The organism is Gluconobacter kondonii, assembly GCF_002723995.1.
Classification (GTDB): domain Bacteria; phylum Pseudomonadota; class Alphaproteobacteria; order Acetobacterales; family Acetobacteraceae; genus Gluconobacter; species Gluconobacter kondonii.
Genome location: NZ_BEWP01000001.1, coordinates 443,929 through 464,450 on the forward strand (window position 1 = coordinate 443,929; position 20,522 = coordinate 464,450).

Here is a 20,522-nt window from a genome sequence, read left to right on the forward strand (position 1 = left end):
ATCAAACATGAGCAATGGCGCGAATGACATCGCAGACATGATCCACCACTTCATGGACGAGCGTCTCATCCTCCGCCTCCACCATAACGCGGATCAGCGGTTCTGTTCCACTCGCACGCAGGACGAGGCGGCCACTCCCGGCCAAGCGTTCATCTGCCCAGGCCTTTGCTGCGGCGAGGTCCGGGCTCCCCATTGGACTGGTTCCTGAGTAGCGGACGTTTTTCAGGAGTTGCGGATACGGTGTGAAAAACCGGCAGATTTCACTGGCCGACCGTTTAGTTTCCACAGACACGGCCAAAACCTGTAAGGCGGCGATCAGACCGTCTCCTGTCGTGGCATAATCCGACAAAACCATATGTCCGGATTGCTCACCCCCGAGATTGGCCCCAATCTCGCGCATCCGCTCTACAACATAACGATCGCCAACCGATGTCCGCTGAAGCTCAAGCCCCTTTTCCGCCAGAGCTTTTTCCAGCCCCATATTGGACATCACGGTCGTAACCACCGTGTTGCCGCGCAACCGGTCATGCTGCTTCCAGAAGGAAGCAATCAGACCGATGATCTGGTCTCCATCAACGAGATCGCCATTTTCATCCGCAATCAGGACACGGTCCGCATCGCCATCCAGAGCAATGCCGAAATCCGCACCATGTTCTCGCACCGCGGCACATAGGGTTTCCGGATGGGTCGATCCCACGCCGTCATTGATGTTCAGGCCATCCGGCTCACAACCGATCTTGATGACCTCTGCCCCCAGTTCCCACAATGCTTTGGGAGCCACGCGGTAAGCAGAGCCATTGGCGCAATCAATGACAATTTTCAGGCCATCCAGACGCAACCCACGTGGGAAAGACGCCTTTGCATTCTCGATATAACGCCCCGCCGCGTCCGTCAGACGGGAAGCGCGTCCAATCCGTTCGGGAGAGGCCAGTCGGGCGGAAAGATCCTGAGCCATCAGGCCTTCGATTTCGCCTTCAACTTCGTCCGAAAGTTTGAAACCATCCGGCCCGAACAGCTTGATCCCATTATCCGTAAAAGGATTGTGGGACGCTGAGACCATGACCCCAAGATCGGCCCGGAGAGAACGGGTCAGCATGGCGATCGCAGGCGTGGGTAGCGGACCAACCAGAATGACGTCCATCCCTGCTGACAGAAAACCAGCAACCAGAGCACATTCCAGCATATAACCCGAAAGGCGCGTATCCTTGCCCAGAACGACGCTGTGCCGGCGGTTCTGGCTCCGCATGAAGTACAGACCGGCCGCCTGCCCCAGTCTCTGCGCGATTTCAACCGTCATGGGCGCAGTATTGGCCGTTCCCCGGATGCCATCAGTACCGAACAGAGACCTCTTGGTGGCCATAATGAAAAATCCTGCCTGTCTGCCAGAAATAAAAAAGGCGCGGCACCGGGGATAGTCTCCTCGATGACGCGCCCGTTGGTGCGATTGGTTGCCTGATTAACCCGCCTGAGGCGCCGGATCAAACGCACCGGGACGTGTGGTCGGAACGGATGCACGACGGTTGTCAGGCACCTGCTCGTCATCCGCAGTCCGCTCGATAGCCTCACCGCGCATGATACGACCGACATCGTCACCCGTTAGCGTTTCATATTCCAGCAACGCTGCGGTCAGACGATGCAGATCATCAAGACGGGTCGTCAGCAAATCATGGGCCTGCTTGTAGGCCGTATCGATCAGAGCTTTGACTTCCTTGTCGATCTCGCGCGCGGTTTCTTCAGAAATGTTCTTGTTCTGCGTCACAGAATGACCAAGGAACACTTCCTGACCGTTATCGCCATAAGCAATCATGCCCAGCGTGTCGCTCATGCCCCATTCGGTCACCATCCGCCGTGCGAGATCTGTCGCACTCTTGATGTCGCCCGATGCACCGGCGCTGACTTCCTCACGTCCGAAGATGATTTCTTCGGCAACGCGGCCACCCATGGCGATGACCAGACGAGCCAAGCACCATTTACGGCTGTAGGAAATGTTATCCTTCTCCGGCAGGGTCATAACCAGACCCAGCGCACGACCACGCGGCACGATCGTCGCCTTGTGGATCGGATCGCTGCCAGGGGTGAAGATCGCGCAGATGGCATGACCCGCTTCGTGATATGCTGTCGAGCGCTTTTCGTCTTCGGTCATGACCATGGAACGGCGCTCCGCCCCCATCATGACCTTGTCTTTGGCTTCCTCGAACTGTGCCATACCCACGGTCCGGCGTCCCTGACGGGCAGCCATCAGGGCCCCTTCGTTCACGAGATTGGACAGATCCGCACCCGAGAAGCCCGGCGTTCCCCGAGCAATCACCTTCGGGTCCACGTCCGAAGACAGGGGCACTTTCTTCATGTGAACGCGCAGGATCTTTTCACGACCAGCCACATCGGGGTTCGGCACCACGACCTGACGGTCGAAACGACCCGGACGCAGCAGAGCGGGGTCCAGAACATCCGGACGGTTCGTCGCAGCAATCAGGATCACGCCTTCGTTGCTCTCGAAACCGTCCATCTCGACCAGCATCTGGTTGAGAGTCTGCTCGCGTTCGTCGTTACCGCCCCCAAGTCCAGCACCACGATGACGGCCCACGGCGTCGATTTCGTCGATAAAGATGATGCAGGGCGCGGACTTCTTGCCCTGCTCGAACATGTCACGCACACGCGACGCGCCGACACCGACGAACATTTCCACAAAATCCGAGCCGGAAATCGTGAAGAACGGAACATTGGCCTCGCCCGCAATGGCGCGCGCCAGCAGCGTCTTACCCGTACCCGGAGGTCCGACCAGCAGCGCCCCCTTGGGGATCTTGCCGCCCAGACGGGTGAATTTCTGCGGGTCGCGCAGGAACTCGACGATTTCCTGAAGCTCGGATTTCGCTTCGTCGATGCCCGCAACGTCTTCAAACGTCACACGACCGGTCTTCTCCGTCAGCAGCTTGGCGCGGGACTTGCCAAAACCCATGGCCCGGCCACCACCGCCCTGCATCTGGCGGAAAACCATGAAGCACAGACCCACCAGCAGCAGAACCGGCAGGTAAGCGCTGGCATAACGCAGAATCGGGCTTTCTCCGCTGTCCATCGGCTTGGCGGTCACTTCGACGCCGGCAGAAGTCAGACGGCCCGGAAGGCTCGGATCAAGTGGGGCATAGGTCTCGAAAGACGTGCCGTTCGTCAGGGTTCCGGAGACATTCTGCTCCTGAATCACGACCGAACGGACCTGATGCTGGTCCACATCATGAATGAAATCGGAATAGGCGATCTGCTGGGCTGCATGCTGTCCGCCACCGGGCTGGAAGGCTGTCAGCACTGCCATTCCGACCACGATGATGACCGCCCAGATCGCGACGTTACGGCCTAAATTGTTCATCTCGCTCTCTGTCGTCCTTCAGACTGTTCCGTCAGATGCAGTACGGGATCACCCCTCACAACTGGCCGACCGGTCACATTCTGCGTTGACTCCATAACATAAGCCTCCGCGTCCACGATCCTACCCCATCAAGGGCAGGAAAACGCATTTCTTGCGATTTTGAGGATCTTTTTATGCTGTGAGATGATTTTCTCCCGTTACGGGAACCGCGACAGCCCAGACAAAATCGGCCTCACCGGGCATTTGCCCTATCCGTGGCCACAGGATCAGTCGACCCTGATGCCACACACCCGGAAGACAACGGGCAGCGGCATAGGGAATACCCAGCCTGCGCAGATCCAGTCCGTGCACGGCGTCACCCAAAGGTCCGATCACACTGTCTGCCGGAATATCATGCGTCAGCAGACGCCAGCGCCCGTCCCAGACACACCCCTCCCTTGCCGCAAGCGGGGCAGCAAGAGCGCGCTCCTCTCGCACGAGGATCACGCCGTTGCCAAAACGCCCGGCCGATTGAAGCTGAACTCCAGACAGCGTGCCGCATCCTTTTTCCAGCAACAACCGTACGGCCTCTCTCGCGGGACGGTACACATGTCCTGAAACAAGCCGGATCAGAGCGGACAGGGTCTCTTCGTTCATCCCGGCCTGCTCCAGAAAAGCCCATCCTTCGGGATGCCAGATGGCATAGGATGCAAGATTTTCGGCCAGTACCGCCTCACGACTCCGGTTTTCCTGCTTGGCCGTCAGATGAAGCGTCTGGATATCGCGCCTTTGCTCGGGCGTCAGATCCTGCCGCCACCGCACCCGCTCGAACCGCCTGTTGGCGTTCGATGGATCTTCAATCCATGGCAGATTCGCGGTTTTCAAAGTCAGTCTCAGGCGCGATGGATCGAGCGTTAAAAGCGGACGTAACACCCGGATACGCCCTCTCACGGCGCTGATCTGAATGCCGCCCAGCCCCAGAGGTCCGCTCGCGCGCAGGCTGCGCATCCACACGGTTTCATCCTGATCGCCCGCATGATGCGCCACAAGAAGATCCAGACATCCTGCTGCAACGCAGGCCGCCTCCAGCGCCTCGAACCGTGCCTCGCGCGCCCGTTCCTGCAACCGCCCTTTCGGAAACGGCGCGAGCGTCAGGAGGCGGGCGGGTACGTCCATGGCGGCAAGCCGTTCAACCGTCAGCCGTGCTTCGGCAGCCGATTCAGGCCGCAGGGCATGATCCACTACGAAGGCCACAATATTGCGGCGCCAGCGACGAGCCAGAAACGCGAGCGCCATGGAGTCGGCGCCCCCCGAAACGGCAAGGGCGACTGGCGCGTCCGGGATATTAGGTGGCCAAGGACCGAGACCTGACATCAGGTCCTGAAATTCGCATTCCCCGACCGGATGATCGGGTCCTGTTTCCAACAACGCAGGTTTCAGTGACAGGCCGCACGGCTCCGGAATGTCGTCTCGGCGCTCTTCACCCGCGGCGCAGGCGTTGGAAATTCCGATTTCAGCTTATCAAGAGCCTGACACGCCGAGTTCTTGTCCCCCAGCGCCAGCATCGAAGCAGCCACACCCAACAGAGAGTCCTGTGCCTTCTGGGACTTCGGAGCCTTCGTATAGGCGTCATAATAAGCGACCGCAGACTGGCGATACTGCTTCTGCCCCGCCAGAGACTGCGCCAGAAGGAACTGGGCATCCACCTTGCCGGACACGCTATGAGCCGTTTTCACGGCAAAACGCGCATTGCTCTCCGCATCCGTATAGTTCCCGGATCTAAGAGACGCATTCCCAACCTTCAACGCATCCAGAGCGGTTTTCGGCTGCTCGGCGGCGTCCGGAGTAGCAACGGAGCCTTTGTCTTCGACTGCCGCCGGAGTTTTAGCTGGAGCAGGTGTCGAAGCCCCGCCTCCGCCATTTTGGGAAGCAAACTGCATGTCCGAAATCTGTTTGGACACATTGGCCTGATTGTCGCGGACGGAATTGCTGAGCTGATCCAGTTCGCCACGCATCTGGCGGTTCTGTTCTTCCAGAGCCGAAACGCGTTCCAGAAGCTGGGCCGTCAGGTTGCCGTCACCCGCCGAAACCGGAGCCGCTGCCGTCGCACTGGGAGCACTCAGGCCGCCGCCATTCTGAACCTGTGAGAGCTGCTGGCGCAGGGAGGCAATCTGATCCTGCAAAGCAATCGCTTCGCGTGAGGAAATTTCCCCGCTATCCGGCGCATCCTGTGCCACGGCCGGGAGGACAGGCGAAAGGACGGAAAAAGCCGTGCCCAGAAAGACGGCACGCAGGGAACGGGACAGCACCATAACGGATCTCCTGAGACAAACTCGCACTCACGGGCACGCAGGAAGGTCATACGTGCAACATGCGCCCAGTCATAAAACAGAAACGGCCGGGGGATAATCCCCCGGCCGCTCATCATCTCAGTCCGTTAGGCCTGAAACGTCAGTTCAGCGAACAGACGTGATGGCGTTACGGTTCTGTGCCCAGGCCTGCTCGTCGTCGCCATCGGCGGTCGGACGGTCCTTGCCGTAGGAGATCGTGGTGATGCGCGAAGCGCTCACGCCCTTGGCGACCAGATAGTCACGAGCTGCGTTTGCACGACGCTGGCCGAGAGCAATGTTGTACTCTTCCGTGCCACGGTCATCGCAGTTACCAGCAACCTGGATGCTGACCTGCGGGTACTTGGCGAGCCATGCAGCCTGCTTGTCCAGCGTAGCGCGGGCTTCTTCAGAAAGCTGGGACTGGTTCAGCTCGAAGAAAACGCGATCGCCGACATTGGCGACCAGATCGGCTTCGCTGCCGGGCGTCGGGCCAGCTTCCTGAGCGACGGCGCCTGCGCCGTTGCTGTCACCCTTGTTGGTGTTGCCGTTGGAACAGGCTGCGAGAACAAGCGCCAGACCAAGCGCGCCAAATACCTTGAACTTCATGTGTCTCAATCCTGAGAACGGCCCCACAGCGGGAACCGAATGCGGAAAATGCCGCGTTATTCCGGACCACCTCTTTCCTGTTTGGAACAGACAGGAATCGGTTCCGATCCCTGCATGCCAACCTTGAAAATCAGTGGCCATAAGCGCCCATACTCATGACTCGAATCACCGGTCAAGTGCAGTGTTAACGCCGGTTAAATGTGAAAAGTTCGATTCATAATCGGAACCAGAAATTTCGGCATAAATGTCACAGCTATTCTGAAGAATGTGGCAGAATTCTGCCACATCATCGAAACCAGCGTGCTTTCACGCTCCTGAAACATGCGCTGCCTGCGTGGCTGCCCAGCGTTACAGTCGTAGCACGCGGAGGAGGAAAGATCACCTCCGTCATCCTGACGAGTCCGTCAGCCGCGAAAATCTCAACCGAACTCCGGTCCACAATAACCCTCAGACGAACAACCCCATCCTGTGGAGAAAGGGGTGCCACATGCCGCGTCGTAAAGGTCGCGCCCGGTACCGGAACCCCTGACCGGCTGCGGTCCACGACCAGTTCCCGACGCGCGGGATCGTAGAGGATCTCCGTTCCAAACCTGCCATCCTCCGTCGCCGCCACGGTCAGCACCACCACGTCCTCTGCGGGATCAACAACCAACTGGAGATCAAGAACCGCATCCGCGAAATCTGCACAGTCCGCAACGCTATCGGGCAGCTTCCAAGCCACTTCCGCTTCCGGACGGATGTCACTGGCGACAAAAACCTCGACCGGAGCGCCAAGACTGACGGGGTTTTGCTTCATCAAAAGTGTGCCGTCTTCCTGCCGCGTCAGAGACAGATGCGCGGGAAGCGTCATCTGGCCGCGCCACGGAGACGTCGGGGTCTGATTGGCGTAGTTCCAGTTGCCCATCCAGCCGATACTGACGGGCGTGGGCGTTCCGGCAAAACAGACAATCGCATAATTGTCCGGCCCGTAATCCATCCAACGATACTGCCAGGGATCATCTGTGGCCGTTGACTGCTCTGCGGGCGTGAAGATCGTGCCGTCGAAATCTCCGACGTAATAGAACGTCCCAGATCCACCGGTCAGACCACCGGGATTGACGCTGACGATCATCACCCAGCCAGAAGCCTCGGCCTCACCTTCAATCGGCAGGCGCGCCAGAACCGGTACTTCCCACAGCATGTCCTGCGTATGGTAGCCGGGCGGACGAAAGTCACTGAGGAACTCCCAGTGCAGAAAATCTGTGGAACGGAAGAGCTTGACTACCTGCTGTTCGGCCTCGACCGCCGTCAGCACCCAGTATCCACCCCCTTCATACCAGCACAATGCCGGGTCCCGAAAATTCCGGGATACCGGATCAAGCGTCAGAACCGGATTGTGAGCGTAGCGCGTCCAGGTCGCGCCACGATCCAGACTGACCGCAACCGAAACCGCCTGTGTGCCGTCTTCCTGCTCACCCGGCATGTCGCGAAATACGCTGGTGTAAAGCGCCAGAAGTGGAGGATTTTCGTCTGTTCCCAGACCGCTACGATTGTCCCGGTCATAAATCACCGTACCGGAATAGATCTGCTCCTGCGGTGTGGACGGCAGTGCAATCGGTTGCTCTTCCCAATGCAGCAGATCCCGACTGATCGCATGGCCCCAGGAAATATAGCCCATGACGGGCTCGACCGGATTGTGCTGGTAAAAGAGGTGATACACACCATCAATCAGGATCGGCCCGTTTGGATCATTCATCCAGTTCCGGGCCGGGGCATAATGCAGCAGCGGACGCCACTGCCGTGTCTCCTGAAGGGACATGGGGAATTCTCCTGTTCAAGCAGTCTTTGCGACGCCTTACAGGAAAAAGGGTTCCCTACCCTCTTGCAAATCCGCGCCCCCGAACCGGAAGCGCGGAACACAGGCTCAACCGTTGCGAGGTGACCAGGCCGGGTCGGAAGCCCCCGTCGAAGTCCGGATCGGACGCTCGTTAAAGCCCGTAATGTCGATCGTACCGATCCCCGATGCAAAGCCCGCGCCGCCTGCACCGGCTGCACTCTGGCGGCAGAACGCCAGCACACGGCCATTGGGGCAGAACGTCGCGCTATCAACAGTAAAGCCCTGAGTCAGGATACGTTCACCGCTACCATCCGGGTTCATCACACCGAGCGAGAAGCCACCGCCGCCAATGCGGGTAAAGGCGATCAGGTCTCCACGCGGGGACCAGACCGGCGAACCATACTGGCCAGTGCCATAGGAAATCCGCTTGGCCGGACCACCCGACGCACTCATGATATAGAGTTGCGGGCTGCCACCGCGATCCGAGTTGAACACGATCTGGCTGCCATCCGGGCTGAAGCACGGGCTGGTGTCGATTGCGCCATTAGAATTGGTGATCTGCCTTTTCGCACGCGAGGCCAGATCGACAATGAAAATATCCGACCCGCTGCCACGCGTTGCGGACAGCACGACGGAACCGCCGGTCGGCGAAAAGCGCGGCGCGAAAGAAATGCCCGCGAACTCACCCAGAATCTGCTGACGACCGGATGCCAGATCGAACAGATACACGCGCGGACGGTTGTTGGCGTAAGACATAAACGCAATCTGGTCGCGCACCGGATTGAAGCGCGGCGTCAGCGTCAGCCACTCGCCGTTCGTCAGCATCCGTTCGTTGGCACCGTCCTGATCCATCAGGGCCAGACGCGTGATCTGATGATGACGCGGGCCGGTGCGGGCGATATAGGCGATACGGGTATCGAAATAGCCCTTCTCGCCCAACATCCGCTCATAAATCACATCTGCGATGATATGCGCGATGCGACGCCAGTTGGATGTCGAGGCCGTGTAGGCCGTACCCTGAAGCTGCTGGCCGGAGAGCACGTTCCACAGACGCATCTCAACGCGCACACTGCCCGAACCGATCGCCTGTCCAGACACAGCCGCACGGGCACCCTGTGCCTTGAGCGCGCTGAAGTCGGGTGTGGAGCCGGGCGGCACGTCGCCGCTCATGACCTTGAACAGGCCGGTGCCATTCAGATCGGACGTGATGACACTGGAAATCTGCTCACCCAGACCCGCCCCGAAATTCGGGATGACAATGGGGATCGGCTCCTGCCGGGCCTGATCGACGGTGATTTCAGCCTCACCGGGGCCAGAGGCGGCTGCGGACTGGGCAAAAGCGGCCAGAGGCGTTGCCAGAAGACCACCAGCAGCGGTGGCTCCCAGAACGGAGCGGCGCGAAAACAGCGCGCTCAGGGCCTCGGCGTCAGTATCGGGAATGAAGGACATGAGACTTCCTCGTGGATTACGGCCTGAAGACAAAACGCAGCTCATGCGTCTGACCAAGCATCTTGGAGGGAATGGGAAGATGGGCACAGGTGGGGCTCAGCACCGCATCCCGCGCCCGCTCCGCCAGAACGCGGTAAGACGGGTCGGAGGCCATTTTCGCAGCCGTATCGGGCGCAAATTTGACAATCCGCGCCTCACCGGTCGCATCGACGGTCACGACCATATGCGCGACAAAGCTCGCATAGTTTCGTGCTTCGGTATCTTCAGTATAGCAACGGCGCACGGAGCCGCCGATGGCTTTCTGATCCGCCATGGACAGCGACTTCGTAATGTCGCCATTCGGCACACCACCCCCGTTCGGCGCACCACCCTGCGGCGGATTGGCTTTCGCGGTCGGCGCATGGGTCTGCTTCTGATCGGCGCGGAAATTATCCAGCGTTGCCAGCAGCGAATGACTGTCAGCTTCTGTTTTCTTCGCCGCGTTCGGCTGCGTCATATGCGAGAATTTCGGCATATCTGGCAGCTTGTCGGCTTTCTGTGTCTGCGGGCTCGGCGGCGCGACCATCGTCGATTTCGACGGCGGTGACGGCGTGGGCGGCGACGCTGGCACAGGCTGCGGGGACTCATCCGTCATTTTCGGCGGAAGCTTGATATCCGGCAGCTTCTGCGGCGGCGTCTCCGGCGGAGGCGGCACAGGCTGGGGCGGCGGAGGCGGTGGAGGCGGCTCTTCCGTCGGCGCCTTCAGAGGGGGCGTCGGAGACGGAGGGGCCTCGTTCTTCACGGGTGCGGGAGCCGGAGCGGGCGCAGGGGCCGGATGATCGGCCTTGACCGGGTGGGTCGGCGGCCCAGCCTGCTCGAACTCCATCTGCACCGTGGGTGGTTCAGGCGGTTCAGGCGGTTTTTCCGGCGGGATTTGAACAATCAGATACGCGATCAGCCCCAGATGAATGGCGACTGATCCGTAAAGCGCATGACGAAAGCGCCTGTTGTCAGAGCGGCGTGGACGGACCACGGCAGGCGCCTCTTACTGGCCGCTCTGGGGCTGCTGCGCGAGAAGCGCAACATGCGTGAAACCGCCCGACGTGATCTGGCCCATGACCTGCATCACCTGTCCGTAGTCGATATGAGCATCAGCACGAACAAAGATGCGATGGGTCGGATCGTTCTGCGACTGCGCCTTGAGCTGCTCGATCAACTGGTCGGACGTCACCGGCTGGTCTCCCAGATACAGCGAGCCATCCGTTTTCAGAGAGACCGTGATCGGCTTGGAATCCGAATTGACCGGGCTGGCATCCGTCTTCGGCAGATCCACATTGACACCACTGGTCAGCATCGGCGCCGTCACCATGAAAATGATGAGCAACACCAGCATGACGTCCACCAGTGGCGTGACGTTGATTTCCGAGGCGGGCCGACGCTTGCGGCGTCCGCCTCCTCCAACCCGTCCTCCCGCAGACATCCCCATGGTTCAGGCCTTCCCGCCGGTCGTATCGTCCGCACGTTCCTCGGACTGACGCGACAGAATAGCCGCGAACTCGGTGCCGAAGGCTTCCATGCGATCCGTGAACTTCTCGAACGAGTTGCTCAGACCGTTATAGGCAATATAGGCCGGAATCGCCGTCACAAGACCAATGGCCGTTGCGAACAGGGCTTCGGAAATACCCGGTGCCACAACGGAAAGATTTGTGTTGTGCATCTGCGCGATGGACGCAAACGAATGCATGATGCCCCAGACCGTTCCGAAAAGACCGACAAACGGTGCCACTGGGCCGATCGTCGCGAGAAAGATCAGGCGACGCGTCAGGCGGTCGTTCTCACGCATGATGGTGATGTCGATGGCGCGGTCCACGCGCTCACGCGCACCACCACGCGACAGATCGATGCCACCAATCCGGGCAGAACGGCGCCACTCGCCCATGGCTGCGCCGAACACGGCCGCCATCGGATGGGTCGGACGCGCACCGTCGGATTCGTAGAGATCGTCGAGCGATCCGCCCGACCAGAAACGGTCCTCGAATTCCGTAGCCTCGCGGTTGACGCGACGGATGAGAATGATTTTTTCCGCAATGATCGCCCATACGCCGACGCTGCACAGCAGCAGACCCAGCATCACCAGCTTTACAACGATGGAGGCGTGCAGGAACAGGTCCAGAGGCGAAAGACCGGTCGCACCGACCGCCCCAAGCGCACTCGAACTTACCTCATGATCCACTGTTCTCTCCTGTACAGATCCTGTCCCTTGCGGGTCAGGACTCTCCATTGCACTTCACGCGGAAACAGGAAAGTGGGTCAGACCTCTCCTGCCTCCAGTTTTCTTACTGCATCACGCCAGCGAGGCGGAATTTTGGCAGGTTTCATGTCAACGGCACTCAGACAGGCCAGTTCCGCGTCGATAACCGTAGCGGTTTCGCCACCCCCAGAATAATTCCGGACGGTCTGACAAAGTTTGAGCCGCGTCGGGGTCATGGCGTCCAGCGCCGTCTCGATTTCCATTTCATCATCGAGTCGGAGCGGAGAACGATACCGGATCGCCGCCTGACGTACGACGAAGACCAGTCCAAAATCGTTCAGAAGCTCCGTAACCGACGCATCTGCATCCCGCATGGCCTCGCTCCGCGCCCGCTCGGCAAAACCGAGATAGCGCGCGTGATAGACGATGCCGCCCGCATCGGTGTCTTCGTAATAAACCCGGAACCTGATCTTGTGCGTGGCCATACTGTGTCTCCAGTCATGGTGCGCCCATCCCCCGAACCGCGTTCAGGATCATTCAGGGCGCGGAATCGTCCTGCTCCAACGAGGAGAGCAGGTCCACCTGGCTCGCTGGCGGCGTAAGACCGAGATGACGCCATCCCGCCTCACCCAGCATCCGCCCGCGCGCCGTTCTCAGAACGAGCCCTTCCTGAATGAGATAAGGCTCGATCACGTCTTCCAGCGTATCGCGTGCTTCGGCAAGTCCCGCCGCCAGTGTTTCCACACCGACCGGGCCACCATGATGATGCTCGGCAATCCGCTTCAGATAGCGCCGGTCCATCGCATCCAGCCCGCGCCCGTCAACCTCAAGCCGCCCCAGAGCCGCATCCGCCAGCGCCCGGTCCACAACGGCCTGTTTTGAGACGAGCGCGAAATCCCGCACCCGGCGCAGCAGACGCCCGGCAATCCGGGGCGTACCGCGCGAACGACGGGCAATTTCTTCGGCACCATCGTCCGTCAGGCGCATCCCGAGCTTTACGGCACCACGCGAGACGATCGCCCGCAGTTCTTCCGGCGTATAAAATACCAGCCGCAGCGGAATCCCGAACCGGTCCCGCAGAGGCGTTGCCAACAACCCCGCCCGCGTGGTGGCGGCCACGAGCGTGAACGGCGCCAGATCAATCCGCACGGAGCGCGCGGCAGGCCCCTCGCCAATAATCAGATCGAGCTGAAAATCTTCCATCGCCGGATAGAGGACTTCCTCGATCGCAGGCTGAAGACGGTGGATTTCATCAATGAACAGCACATCGCGCGGCTGGAGATTCGTCAAAATCGCGGCCAGATCGCCCGCCCGCTGGATCACCGGCCCGGATGTTGCCCGGAATCCCACACCCAGTTCCCGTGCCACGATCTGCGCCAGCGTCGTCTTGCCCAGACCCGGTGGTCCGTGCAGCAAAACATGATCCAGCGCCTCACCACGAGCCCGTGCCGCCTCAATGAAAATGGCGAGGTTTTCCCGGCTGGCTTTCTGACCCGTAAAATCCGCAAGCGTCTCAGGACGCAAACCACCCTCGCCCGTATCCTCAGGCTGACGGGCCGGATCGGTTTCGCGATAGGCATCACTCACCGCGCAAGATCCTTCAGGCTCAGACGGATCGCCAGATCAAGCGTCGCATTTTCGTTCTCGGCCAGAACCTTGCTCAGAACCGGCCACGCTTCGGTCCGTCGGAAGCCAAGCCCTGCAAGCGCCAGGAGCGCATCGTTCTCAACACTCGGCCCGGAGACGATCCCCGGCGCAGACACAGTCCCGCCGCCACCCGGCATTTTCGCAACCTTGTTGCGAAGCTCACTCAAAATCCGATCCGCCAGACGCGGCCCCACACCCGCAGCCCGCGTCAGCGAGCCTTTGTCCCCGGCATTGATGGCCAGCAGAAGCTCGCCCGGACTGTTGGCCGACAGGATCGCCAGCGCCACTTTCGCGCCCACGCCCTGCACGGTCGTCAGCAGACGGAACCAGTCCCGCTCATCCGTCGTTGCAAAGCCGAAGAGCTGGATCGCATCCTCGCGCACGATCGTCTCGATCAACACGCGCGCCACAGAAGGCGGCTGCGGCAATGTCGCCAGCGTGCGGGTCGAGGCCGAAACCACATAGCCCACGCCATTGACATCCACGATGCAACGCTCGCCCTCAATCTGCCCGACAAGCCCGGTCAGTTGCCCGATCATGCCATGCGCTTCCCGGCCACGACATGCGCGGCACTGGCCCGGTGATGCGCATGACAGATCGCAACGGCCAGCGCATCGGACGCATCGGCCTTGCGGATTTCAGCCCCCGGCAGCAGCCGCTTCACCATCATCGTCACCTGCTCCTTGGTTGCAGACCCGGTCCCGACCACGGATTTCTTGACCGTCATCGCACCATATTCCGCAACCGGCAGCCCTTCATAAGCAGGCGTCAGCAGCGCCACACCACGCGCATAACCGAGCTTGAGCGTCGAGGAGCCATTACGGTTGACGTAGGTTTCTTCAACGGCGGCTTCGGCTGGTGCATATTCGCGGATCAGCTTCTTCAGCGCACCATGCAGTTCGCACAGACGCAGCGGCACGGATTCGGACCCATCGGTCCCGATCACACCCGACGCCACATGCTTCAGGTGATTGCCGTCCACGTCGATGATGCCCCAGCCCATGAAACGCAGGCCAGGGTCAATGCCCATCAGACGGATCAAGCAGCCAGCGCCTCGGCCACGTCGTCAGGAATGTCAAAGTTCGCGTAGACGGCCTGAACGTCGTCATTGTCTTCCAGCACGTCGATCAGCTTCATGACCGAACGCGCCTTGTCCTCATCCAGCGTCACGCTGTTTTCCGGACGCCAGTCGAGCTTAGACGACTTCGGCTCGCCAAAACGGCTTTCAAGCGCATCGCGGACAGCGAAGAAATTTTCCATCTCGCAGGTGACTTCATGACCGTCTTCGGTGGTCACGGCATTGTCCGCCCCGGCTTCGATCGCGGCTTCCAGCATCTCGTCTTCAGACGCCACATCGAGCGGATAGCTGATGACGCCCAGACGCTGGAACATGAACGAGACGGAGTTCGTCTCACCCATCGACCCGCCATGCTTTGAGAACGCTGCGCGCACTTCGCCCGCCGTGCGGTTGCGGTTATCCGTCAGGCCTTCGACGATGATCGCAACGCCAGCCGGACCATAGCCCTCGTAACGGACTTCGACGTAATCGTCGCCACCAGCCGTGCCGGACGCCTTCTTGATGGCACGCTCGACATTGTCCTTGGGCATGTTGACTTCGCGCGCCATGGACAGCGCCGCACGCAGACGCGGATTGGACGCAGCTTCGGGCAGACCCGAGCGCACCGCAACCGTGATTTCACGCAGAACCTTGGCGAACTGCTTGGCCCGCTTGGCGTCCTGTGCACCCTTGCGGTGCATGATGTTCTTGAACTGTGAATGACCGGCCATCGGTCGCTCCTTCCTCTATCGTCGCGTCAGAGGCTCAGGCGAGCCTGCCATGACAGTGTTTGAACTTCAGACCAGACCCGCACGGGCACAGGGCATTGCGCGGCGTTTCGGCATTCCAGCGCTGAAGCGTCTCGGCATCAGGCTCTACCCCTGCCGAAACAGGCTGCGGGCGCGGCGTGAACGGCATTGCAGGTGAGAAGGATGCCACCGGACCCGGCGCTGGAATTTCAGAACCCGTCGTACCCTGCGCGAACAGTCCCGCAGGCTCCTCGGATGGGCCGGACGTCTCAGTATTGATGACAGGGAACGGCGGCGGCTCGGAGACAGCCTGAATGCGGCACATCGTCTCCGTCACGCGGACCCGCATGTCGTCGAGCATCGCCGTGAACATCTGGAAGGCTTCCTGCTTGTACTCGTTCAGCGGATCGCGCTGACCGTAAGCCCGCAGACCAATGCCCTGACGAAGCTGATCCAGCCCGTGCAGATGCTCTTTCCAGACCGCATCGAAGGTCGTCAGCACGACCTGCTTTTCGATCAGACGCATCAGTTCGGGGCCCATATTGGCCGTCCGCGCCGCCTGCGCCTTCGCGGCTTCGGCCTGAATGCGCTCAATCACGCCTTCGGAATCCATGCCGTCTTCTTTTGCCCAGTCTGCGATCGGCAGATCCAGGTTCAGAATACGGGAGACCTCACGGGCCAGTCCTTCTGTATCCCAGGCTTCAGCGAAGGATTTTTCCGGAATATGGGCATGGACCAGATCTTCGATCGTGTGTTCACGCAGTTCGGCGATCACACCCGACAGGTCTTCCGTCGCCATGTATTCGCGGCGCTGGGCATAAACCTCCTTGCGCTGGTCATTCATGACGTCGTCATATTTAAGCGTGTTCTTGCGCATGTCGAAATTGCGCGCCTCGACCCGCTTCTGCGCCTTTTCCAGAGCCTTGTTCAGCCACGGATGAACGATCGCCTCGCCTTCCTTGAGGCCCATCTTCTGCATCATCGCGCCCATGCGATCGCTGGCGAAAATGCGGATCAGATCGTCTTCAAGCGACAGGAAGAAGCGCGAATTGCCCGGATCGCCCTGACGGCCAGAACGGCCGCGCAACTGGTTGTCCACGCGGCGGCTTTCGTGGCGTTCCGTGCCAATCACATACAGACCGCCTGCGTTATGAACTTCCTCGTGGTGTTCCTCGACGCTCGCACGGATGTCCTGCTCGACGGCCTCGCGCTGCGCCTCGTCTTCGACGTTCTCGATACTGGCCTTCACCAGCATCTCGATATTGCCGCCCAGTTTGATGTCGGTTCCGCGGCCCGCCATGTTGGTCGCAATCGTGATCGCACCCGGCGCACCGGCCTGCGCGACAATGATGGCTTCCTTCTCATGCTGACGGGCATTGAGCACGTTATGCGGAATGCCGCGCTGCGTCAGGATATGAGAGAGATATTCGCTCTTCTCGATGGACGTCGTGCCCACGAGAATGGGCTGGCCCGTCTTGTGGATATCGCGGATCAGATCGGCCACGGCATTGAACTTTTCCGCCGCCGTCAGATAGACCTCGTCATCCGTGTCGATCCGCTGCACCGGCAGGTTCGTCGGAATTTCCACCACATCGAGATGGTAAATTTCCGCGAACTCGTCGGCCTCGGTCATGGCCGTACCGGTCATGCCGGACAGCTTCGGGTAGAGGCGGAAATAGTTCTGGAACGTGATGGAAGCGAGCGTCTGGTTCTCCTGCTGGATCTCCACATGCTCCTTGGCTTCCAGCGCCTGATGCAGACCGTCCGAATAGCGACGCCCGTCCATCATACGACCGGTAAACTCGTCGATAATAACGACTTTGCCCTCACGGACGATATAATCCACATCCCGCGTGAACAGCGTATGCGCCCGCAGGGACTGCTGAACGTGATGAACGACAGCCACATTGTGGATATCGTACAGGCCGCCTTCCTGAAGCACTCCGGCCTGCGCCAGAAGCTCCTCGACGCGGTGCGAGCCTTCTTCGGTCAGCGTGACTGACCGCAGCTTCTCGTCCTTGTCGTAAACATCCGGCTCCTGAACGAGTTTCACGACCACATCATCGACAGAGCGATACAGATCGGAGCTGTCATCCGCAGGACCGGAAATGATGAGCGGCGTCCGCGCCTCGTCGATCAGGATGCTGTCCACCTCATCCACGATCGCGTGGTTGAACGGACGCTGCACCATGTCGGCGAGCGAATATTTCATATTGTCGCGCAGATAATCGAAACCGAACTCATTGTTCGTGCCGTAGGTGATGTCCGCCGCATAGGCGTCACGACGCTCGCCATCAGACAGGTTCGGTATGATCACACCCGTCGTCAGCCCGAGGAAGCTGTACAGAACGGACATTTCCTCGGCATCACGTCGCGCAAGATAGTCGTTCACCGTGACGACATGCACACCCTTGCCACTCAGCGCGTTCAGATAGACCGCAAGCGTTGCAACAAGCGTCTTGCCCTCGCCGGTCCGCATTTCTGCGATCCGACCGCCATGCAGGACCATGCCGCCAATGAGCTGCACATCGAAATGGCGCTTGCCCAGAACCCGGCGCGATGCTTCGCGACAAACCGCAAAAGCTTCCGACAGCAGGCCATCAAGGGTTTCGCCCTTCTCAAGCCGCTCCCTGAACTCGACCGTCTTGTGCCGGAGCTGTTCGTCAGAGAGCGCCTGGACCGCAGGCTCCAGTGCATTGATCTCGGGCACACGGCGCTGATACGCCTTGAGCGTGCGATCGTTGGCAGAACCGAAAAGGGCGCGGGCGAGGCGTGCGAACATGCTGAACCTTGAGATGCCGAAGACCCGGAACGCCAGATCTTTCCAGAACCGGAAAGACCCGCACACCGTGCCGTCAGGATTTTCACGTCTGCTGGAAATAGGACCGGGGCCGCGTAGGGTCAATGGAGAGGCCGCAGAGAACCTTGAGGAAATGTCCGCATTGTCATCGCAGTGTCACATCAAACCCGTAGAGCACACCCATCCGACAGCCTCGTGAAGGAATGGTAACGGACCGCACCCTTGCAGGGCGGACCAGCCTTTGTCATGGTGCAGACCATCCTTATTCTCAGGTTACATCCGAGGTAGTCCCACATGCGGCTTTCCCGCTCCACTTTCGCTCTCGCAGTCCTCATGGCCGGTACATCGGTTACGGCATCGACGGCTTTCGCCGCTCCTGCTGCTGCTCCCGCAGCGGCCCCGGCCGCAACGGCTCCTGCAGCGGCCCCCGCCGCCAACCCGGACATGCTGATCGCCACCGTCAACGGTTCGAAGATCACGCTCGGTGACGTGCAGCGCGCTGCTGGCAACCTCCCGCCGCAGGCCCGTCAGATCCAGCCGTCCGTTCTGATCCCGCTGATCGTCAACCAGCTCGTTGACCAGAAGGCCGTTCAGATCGCCGCCGACAAAGAAGGCCTGAGCCGCAAGCCGGACGTGAAGGCCGCCATGGACGCTGCCTCCGCAAACGCCCTGCAGAACGCGTATCTGGAAGAAAAGGTCGGCCCGCTGGTCACCGATTCCACGCTGCACGACTTCTATCAGACGCATTATGCGAACAAGAAGCCGGAAGAAGAGATCCACGCCCGCCACATCCTCGTGGACAGCGAAGCGCAGGCCAAGGACATCATTGCCCAACTCAACAAGGGTGCTGATTTCGGCAAGCTCGCCGCACAGCTCTCCAAGGACAAGGGCTCGGCTGGCGCAAATGGCGGCGATCTCGGCTGGTTCAAAAAGGCTGACATGCTCCCGGCCTTCTCTGCTGCCGCCTTCGCCATGAAGCCGAACACGATCTCCCAGACGCCGGTCCACACCCAGTACGGATGGCATGTGATTCAGGTTCTCGCGACCCGCACGGCCCCGATTCCGACCTTCGACCAGGTCCACGACCAGGTTCGTCAGGAACTGATCCGCGACAAGGTCCGTGACATCGTACAGAACGCCGAATCCCAGGTGAAGGTTGTTCACTACGACTCACAGGGCAAGGTTATCCCGGCCGCAGCTCCGGCTACCGCACCTGCAAAGAAGTAAGACTACCATGGCAAAGCCGCTCCCCGTCTCTCCGCTCGCTCGTCCGCTGCCGGACCTTGCAACGATTGCGGGCGTGCGGCTTTCCGCCGTCGCCGCGGGAATCCGCTATCAGGGCCGTACGGACCTGATGCTGGCGGAATTCGTCCCCGGTACGGTCGCGGCAGGCGTCTACACCAAAAACGCCTGCCCCGGCGCCCCGGTGCTCTGGTGCCGGACCGCGCTGACAACCCCCTATGCCCGCGCCCTGCTCGTCAATGCAGGCAACGCCAACGTCTTTACCGGTCGCGCCGGAATACAAGCCTGCTCCGACTGCGCTGACGCCACCGCACAGCTTCTGGACTGCCCCCCGCAGGACGTCTTTCTCGCCTCCACAGGCGTCATCGGCGAAAAACTGCCTCAGGATCGCATTATCGGTGCGCTCCCCGCCGCCAAGGCTGGGCTGGACGACAACGGCTGGGCCGATGCCGCCCGCGCCATCATGACGACGGACACCTTCCCCAAGGCCGCACGCCGCGATGTGAAAATTGCCGGAACGCCCGTCCGCATTCAGGGCATCGCCAAGGGATCGGGCATGGTCGCCCCCGACATGGCCACGATGCTGGCCTATGTCGCGACCGACGCGAAACTGCCGCAGAACATCCTTCAGTCCCTGCTGTCCTCGGGCTGTTCCCAGAGTTTCAACGCCATCACCGTCGATTCGGACACCTCCACGTCGGACATGCTGATGCTGTTCGCCACCGGACTGGCTGACAATCCCGAGATCGACGACATCAACGACCCCGCTCTCGCCGAGTTTACCCTTGCGCTGAACGACCTCCTGCTGGAGCTCGCGCTCATGGTGGTCCGCGACGGCGAAGGAGCAACAAAGCTCGTCCGCATCGGTGTTACGGGCGCTGAAAGCAATCTTTCCGCCCACCGTATCGCGCTCTGCATCGCCAATTCCCCCCTCGTAAAAACCGCCATCGCGGGCGAGGACGCCAACTGGGGCCGTGTGGTCATGGCCGTTGGAAAAAGTGGCGAACCTGCGGACCGCGACCGGCTTTCCGTCGCCATCGGCGGAACATGGATCGCCAAAGAGGGTGGCGTTGTCGAAAATTACGATGAAGCCCCGGTGGTGGCCCACATGAAGGGTCAGGAAATCGAAATCATCGTCGATCTCGGCCTCGGTGACGGCGAAGCCCGCGTCTGGACCTGCGATCTGACGCATGGCTACATCGACATCAACGGCTCCTACCGCAGCTAGGCGTTTCCAACACGTCAGCGAGAGCGGG

At 60.5% G+C, this 20,522-nt stretch carries 19 protein-coding genes; 3 read left to right on the top strand and 16 right to left on the bottom strand.

The window, feature by feature from the left end; genetic code table 11:
* Position 1: 1 nt before the first annotated feature.
* From glmM to secA, 16 genes are all read right to left on the bottom strand, one after another.
* Positions 2-1,360: a phosphoglucosamine mutase gene (glmM, locus tag GKO01_RS02025; RefSeq protein ID WP_099285456.1), complete on the bottom strand. Its 1,359-nt coding sequence runs from the start codon at positions 1,358-1,360 to the stop codon at positions 2-4.
* Positions 1,361-1,456: 96 nt separating this feature from the next.
* Positions 1,457-3,361, bottom strand: coding sequence for an ATP-dependent zinc metalloprotease FtsH (ftsH, locus tag GKO01_RS02030; protein WP_099285457.1), 1,905 nt, complete (start codon positions 3,359-3,361; stop codon positions 1,457-1,459).
* 171 nt (positions 3,362-3,532) lie between these two features.
* Positions 3,533-4,714 (bottom strand): tRNA lysidine(34) synthetase TilS, encoded by a 1,182-nt coding sequence (gene tilS, locus GKO01_RS02035; protein ID WP_099285582.1) that lies wholly within the window; start codon positions 4,712-4,714, stop codon positions 3,533-3,535.
* Between the two features lie 62 nt (positions 4,715-4,776).
* Positions 4,777-5,652, bottom strand: coding sequence for a tetratricopeptide repeat protein (locus GKO01_RS02040; protein WP_099285458.1), 876 nt, complete (start codon positions 5,650-5,652; stop codon positions 4,777-4,779).
* A gap of 144 nt (positions 5,653-5,796) precedes the next feature.
* Positions 5,797-6,276, bottom strand: a complete 480-nt coding sequence (gene pal / locus GKO01_RS02045; RefSeq protein WP_099285459.1) for a peptidoglycan-associated lipoprotein Pal — start codon at positions 6,274-6,276, stop codon at positions 5,797-5,799.
* Positions 6,277-6,562: 286 nt separating this feature from the next.
* Positions 6,563-8,074 carry a glycoside hydrolase family 32 protein gene (locus tag GKO01_RS02050; RefSeq protein WP_099285460.1) on the bottom strand — a complete coding sequence of 504 codons (1,512 nt, stop codon included), beginning with the start codon at positions 8,072-8,074 and terminating at the stop codon, positions 6,563-6,565.
* A 105-nt stretch (positions 8,075-8,179) separates the two neighbouring features.
* Positions 8,180-9,541, bottom strand: coding sequence for a Tol-Pal system beta propeller repeat protein TolB (gene tolB, locus GKO01_RS02055; protein ID WP_099285461.1), 1,362 nt, complete (start codon positions 9,539-9,541; stop codon positions 8,180-8,182).
* Positions 9,542-9,557: 16 nt separating this feature from the next.
* On the bottom strand, positions 9,558-10,553 hold the full coding sequence (locus GKO01_RS02060) for an energy transducer TonB (protein ID WP_099285462.1): 996 nt from the start codon (positions 10,551-10,553) through the stop codon (positions 9,558-9,560).
* Between the two features lie 12 nt (positions 10,554-10,565).
* A complete protein-coding gene (gene tolR / locus GKO01_RS02065; protein WP_099285463.1) occupies positions 10,566-11,006 on the bottom strand; it encodes a protein TolR in 441 nt (146 codons plus the stop codon).
* Between the two features lie 3 nt (positions 11,007-11,009).
* Positions 11,010-11,801 (bottom strand): protein TolQ, encoded by a 792-nt coding sequence (gene tolQ / locus GKO01_RS02070; RefSeq protein ID WP_174694207.1) that lies wholly within the window; start codon positions 11,799-11,801, stop codon positions 11,010-11,012.
* Positions 11,802-11,830: 29 nt separating this feature from the next.
* Positions 11,831-12,256 carry a tol-pal system-associated acyl-CoA thioesterase gene (gene ybgC, locus GKO01_RS02075; RefSeq protein WP_099285465.1) on the bottom strand — a complete coding sequence of 142 codons (426 nt, stop codon included), beginning with the start codon at positions 12,254-12,256 and terminating at the stop codon, positions 11,831-11,833.
* Positions 12,257-12,308: 52 nt separating this feature from the next.
* Positions 12,309-13,358, bottom strand: a complete 1,050-nt coding sequence (gene ruvB / locus GKO01_RS02080) for a Holliday junction branch migration DNA helicase RuvB (protein WP_099285466.1) — start codon at positions 13,356-13,358, stop codon at positions 12,309-12,311.
* Positions 13,355-13,957 (bottom strand): Holliday junction branch migration protein RuvA, encoded by a 603-nt coding sequence (gene ruvA, locus GKO01_RS02085; protein WP_099285467.1) that lies wholly within the window; start codon positions 13,955-13,957, stop codon positions 13,355-13,357. Before ruvA ends, ruvB begins: the two co-directional genes overlap by 4 nt.
* Positions 13,954-14,460 (bottom strand): crossover junction endodeoxyribonuclease RuvC, encoded by a 507-nt coding sequence (ruvC, locus tag GKO01_RS02090; RefSeq protein ID WP_041111979.1) that lies wholly within the window; start codon positions 14,458-14,460, stop codon positions 13,954-13,956. The genes ruvA and ruvC overlap by 4 nt, the downstream gene beginning before the upstream one ends.
* Positions 14,457-15,206 (bottom strand): YebC/PmpR family DNA-binding transcriptional regulator, encoded by a 750-nt coding sequence (locus tag GKO01_RS02095; protein ID WP_062029168.1) that lies wholly within the window; start codon positions 15,204-15,206, stop codon positions 14,457-14,459. Before GKO01_RS02095 ends, ruvC begins: the two co-directional genes overlap by 4 nt.
* Positions 15,207-15,240: 34 nt before the next feature.
* Positions 15,241-18,006, bottom strand: coding sequence for a preprotein translocase subunit SecA (gene secA, locus GKO01_RS02100; protein WP_099285583.1), 2,766 nt, complete (start codon positions 18,004-18,006; stop codon positions 15,241-15,243).
* Here secA and GKO01_RS15735 point away from each other — a divergent pair.
* The 3 genes from GKO01_RS15735 to argJ all read left to right on the top strand — a co-directional run bounded on the left by GKO01_RS15735 (position 18,005) and on the right by argJ (position 20,494).
* On the top strand, positions 18,005-18,223 hold the full coding sequence (locus tag GKO01_RS15735; RefSeq protein WP_145994724.1) for a hypothetical protein: 219 nt from the start codon (positions 18,005-18,007) through the stop codon (positions 18,221-18,223). The genes secA and GKO01_RS15735 overlap by 2 nt on opposite strands.
* A 95-nt stretch (positions 18,224-18,318) precedes the next feature.
* A complete protein-coding gene (locus tag GKO01_RS02105; protein WP_099285468.1) occupies positions 18,319-19,251 on the top strand; it encodes a peptidylprolyl isomerase in 933 nt (310 codons plus the stop codon).
* Positions 19,252-19,258: 7 nt separating this feature from the next.
* Positions 19,259-20,494, top strand: coding sequence for a bifunctional glutamate N-acetyltransferase/amino-acid acetyltransferase ArgJ (gene argJ / locus GKO01_RS02110; RefSeq protein ID WP_099285469.1), 1,236 nt, complete (start codon positions 19,259-19,261; stop codon positions 20,492-20,494).
* Positions 20,495-20,522 lie beyond the last annotated feature (28 nt).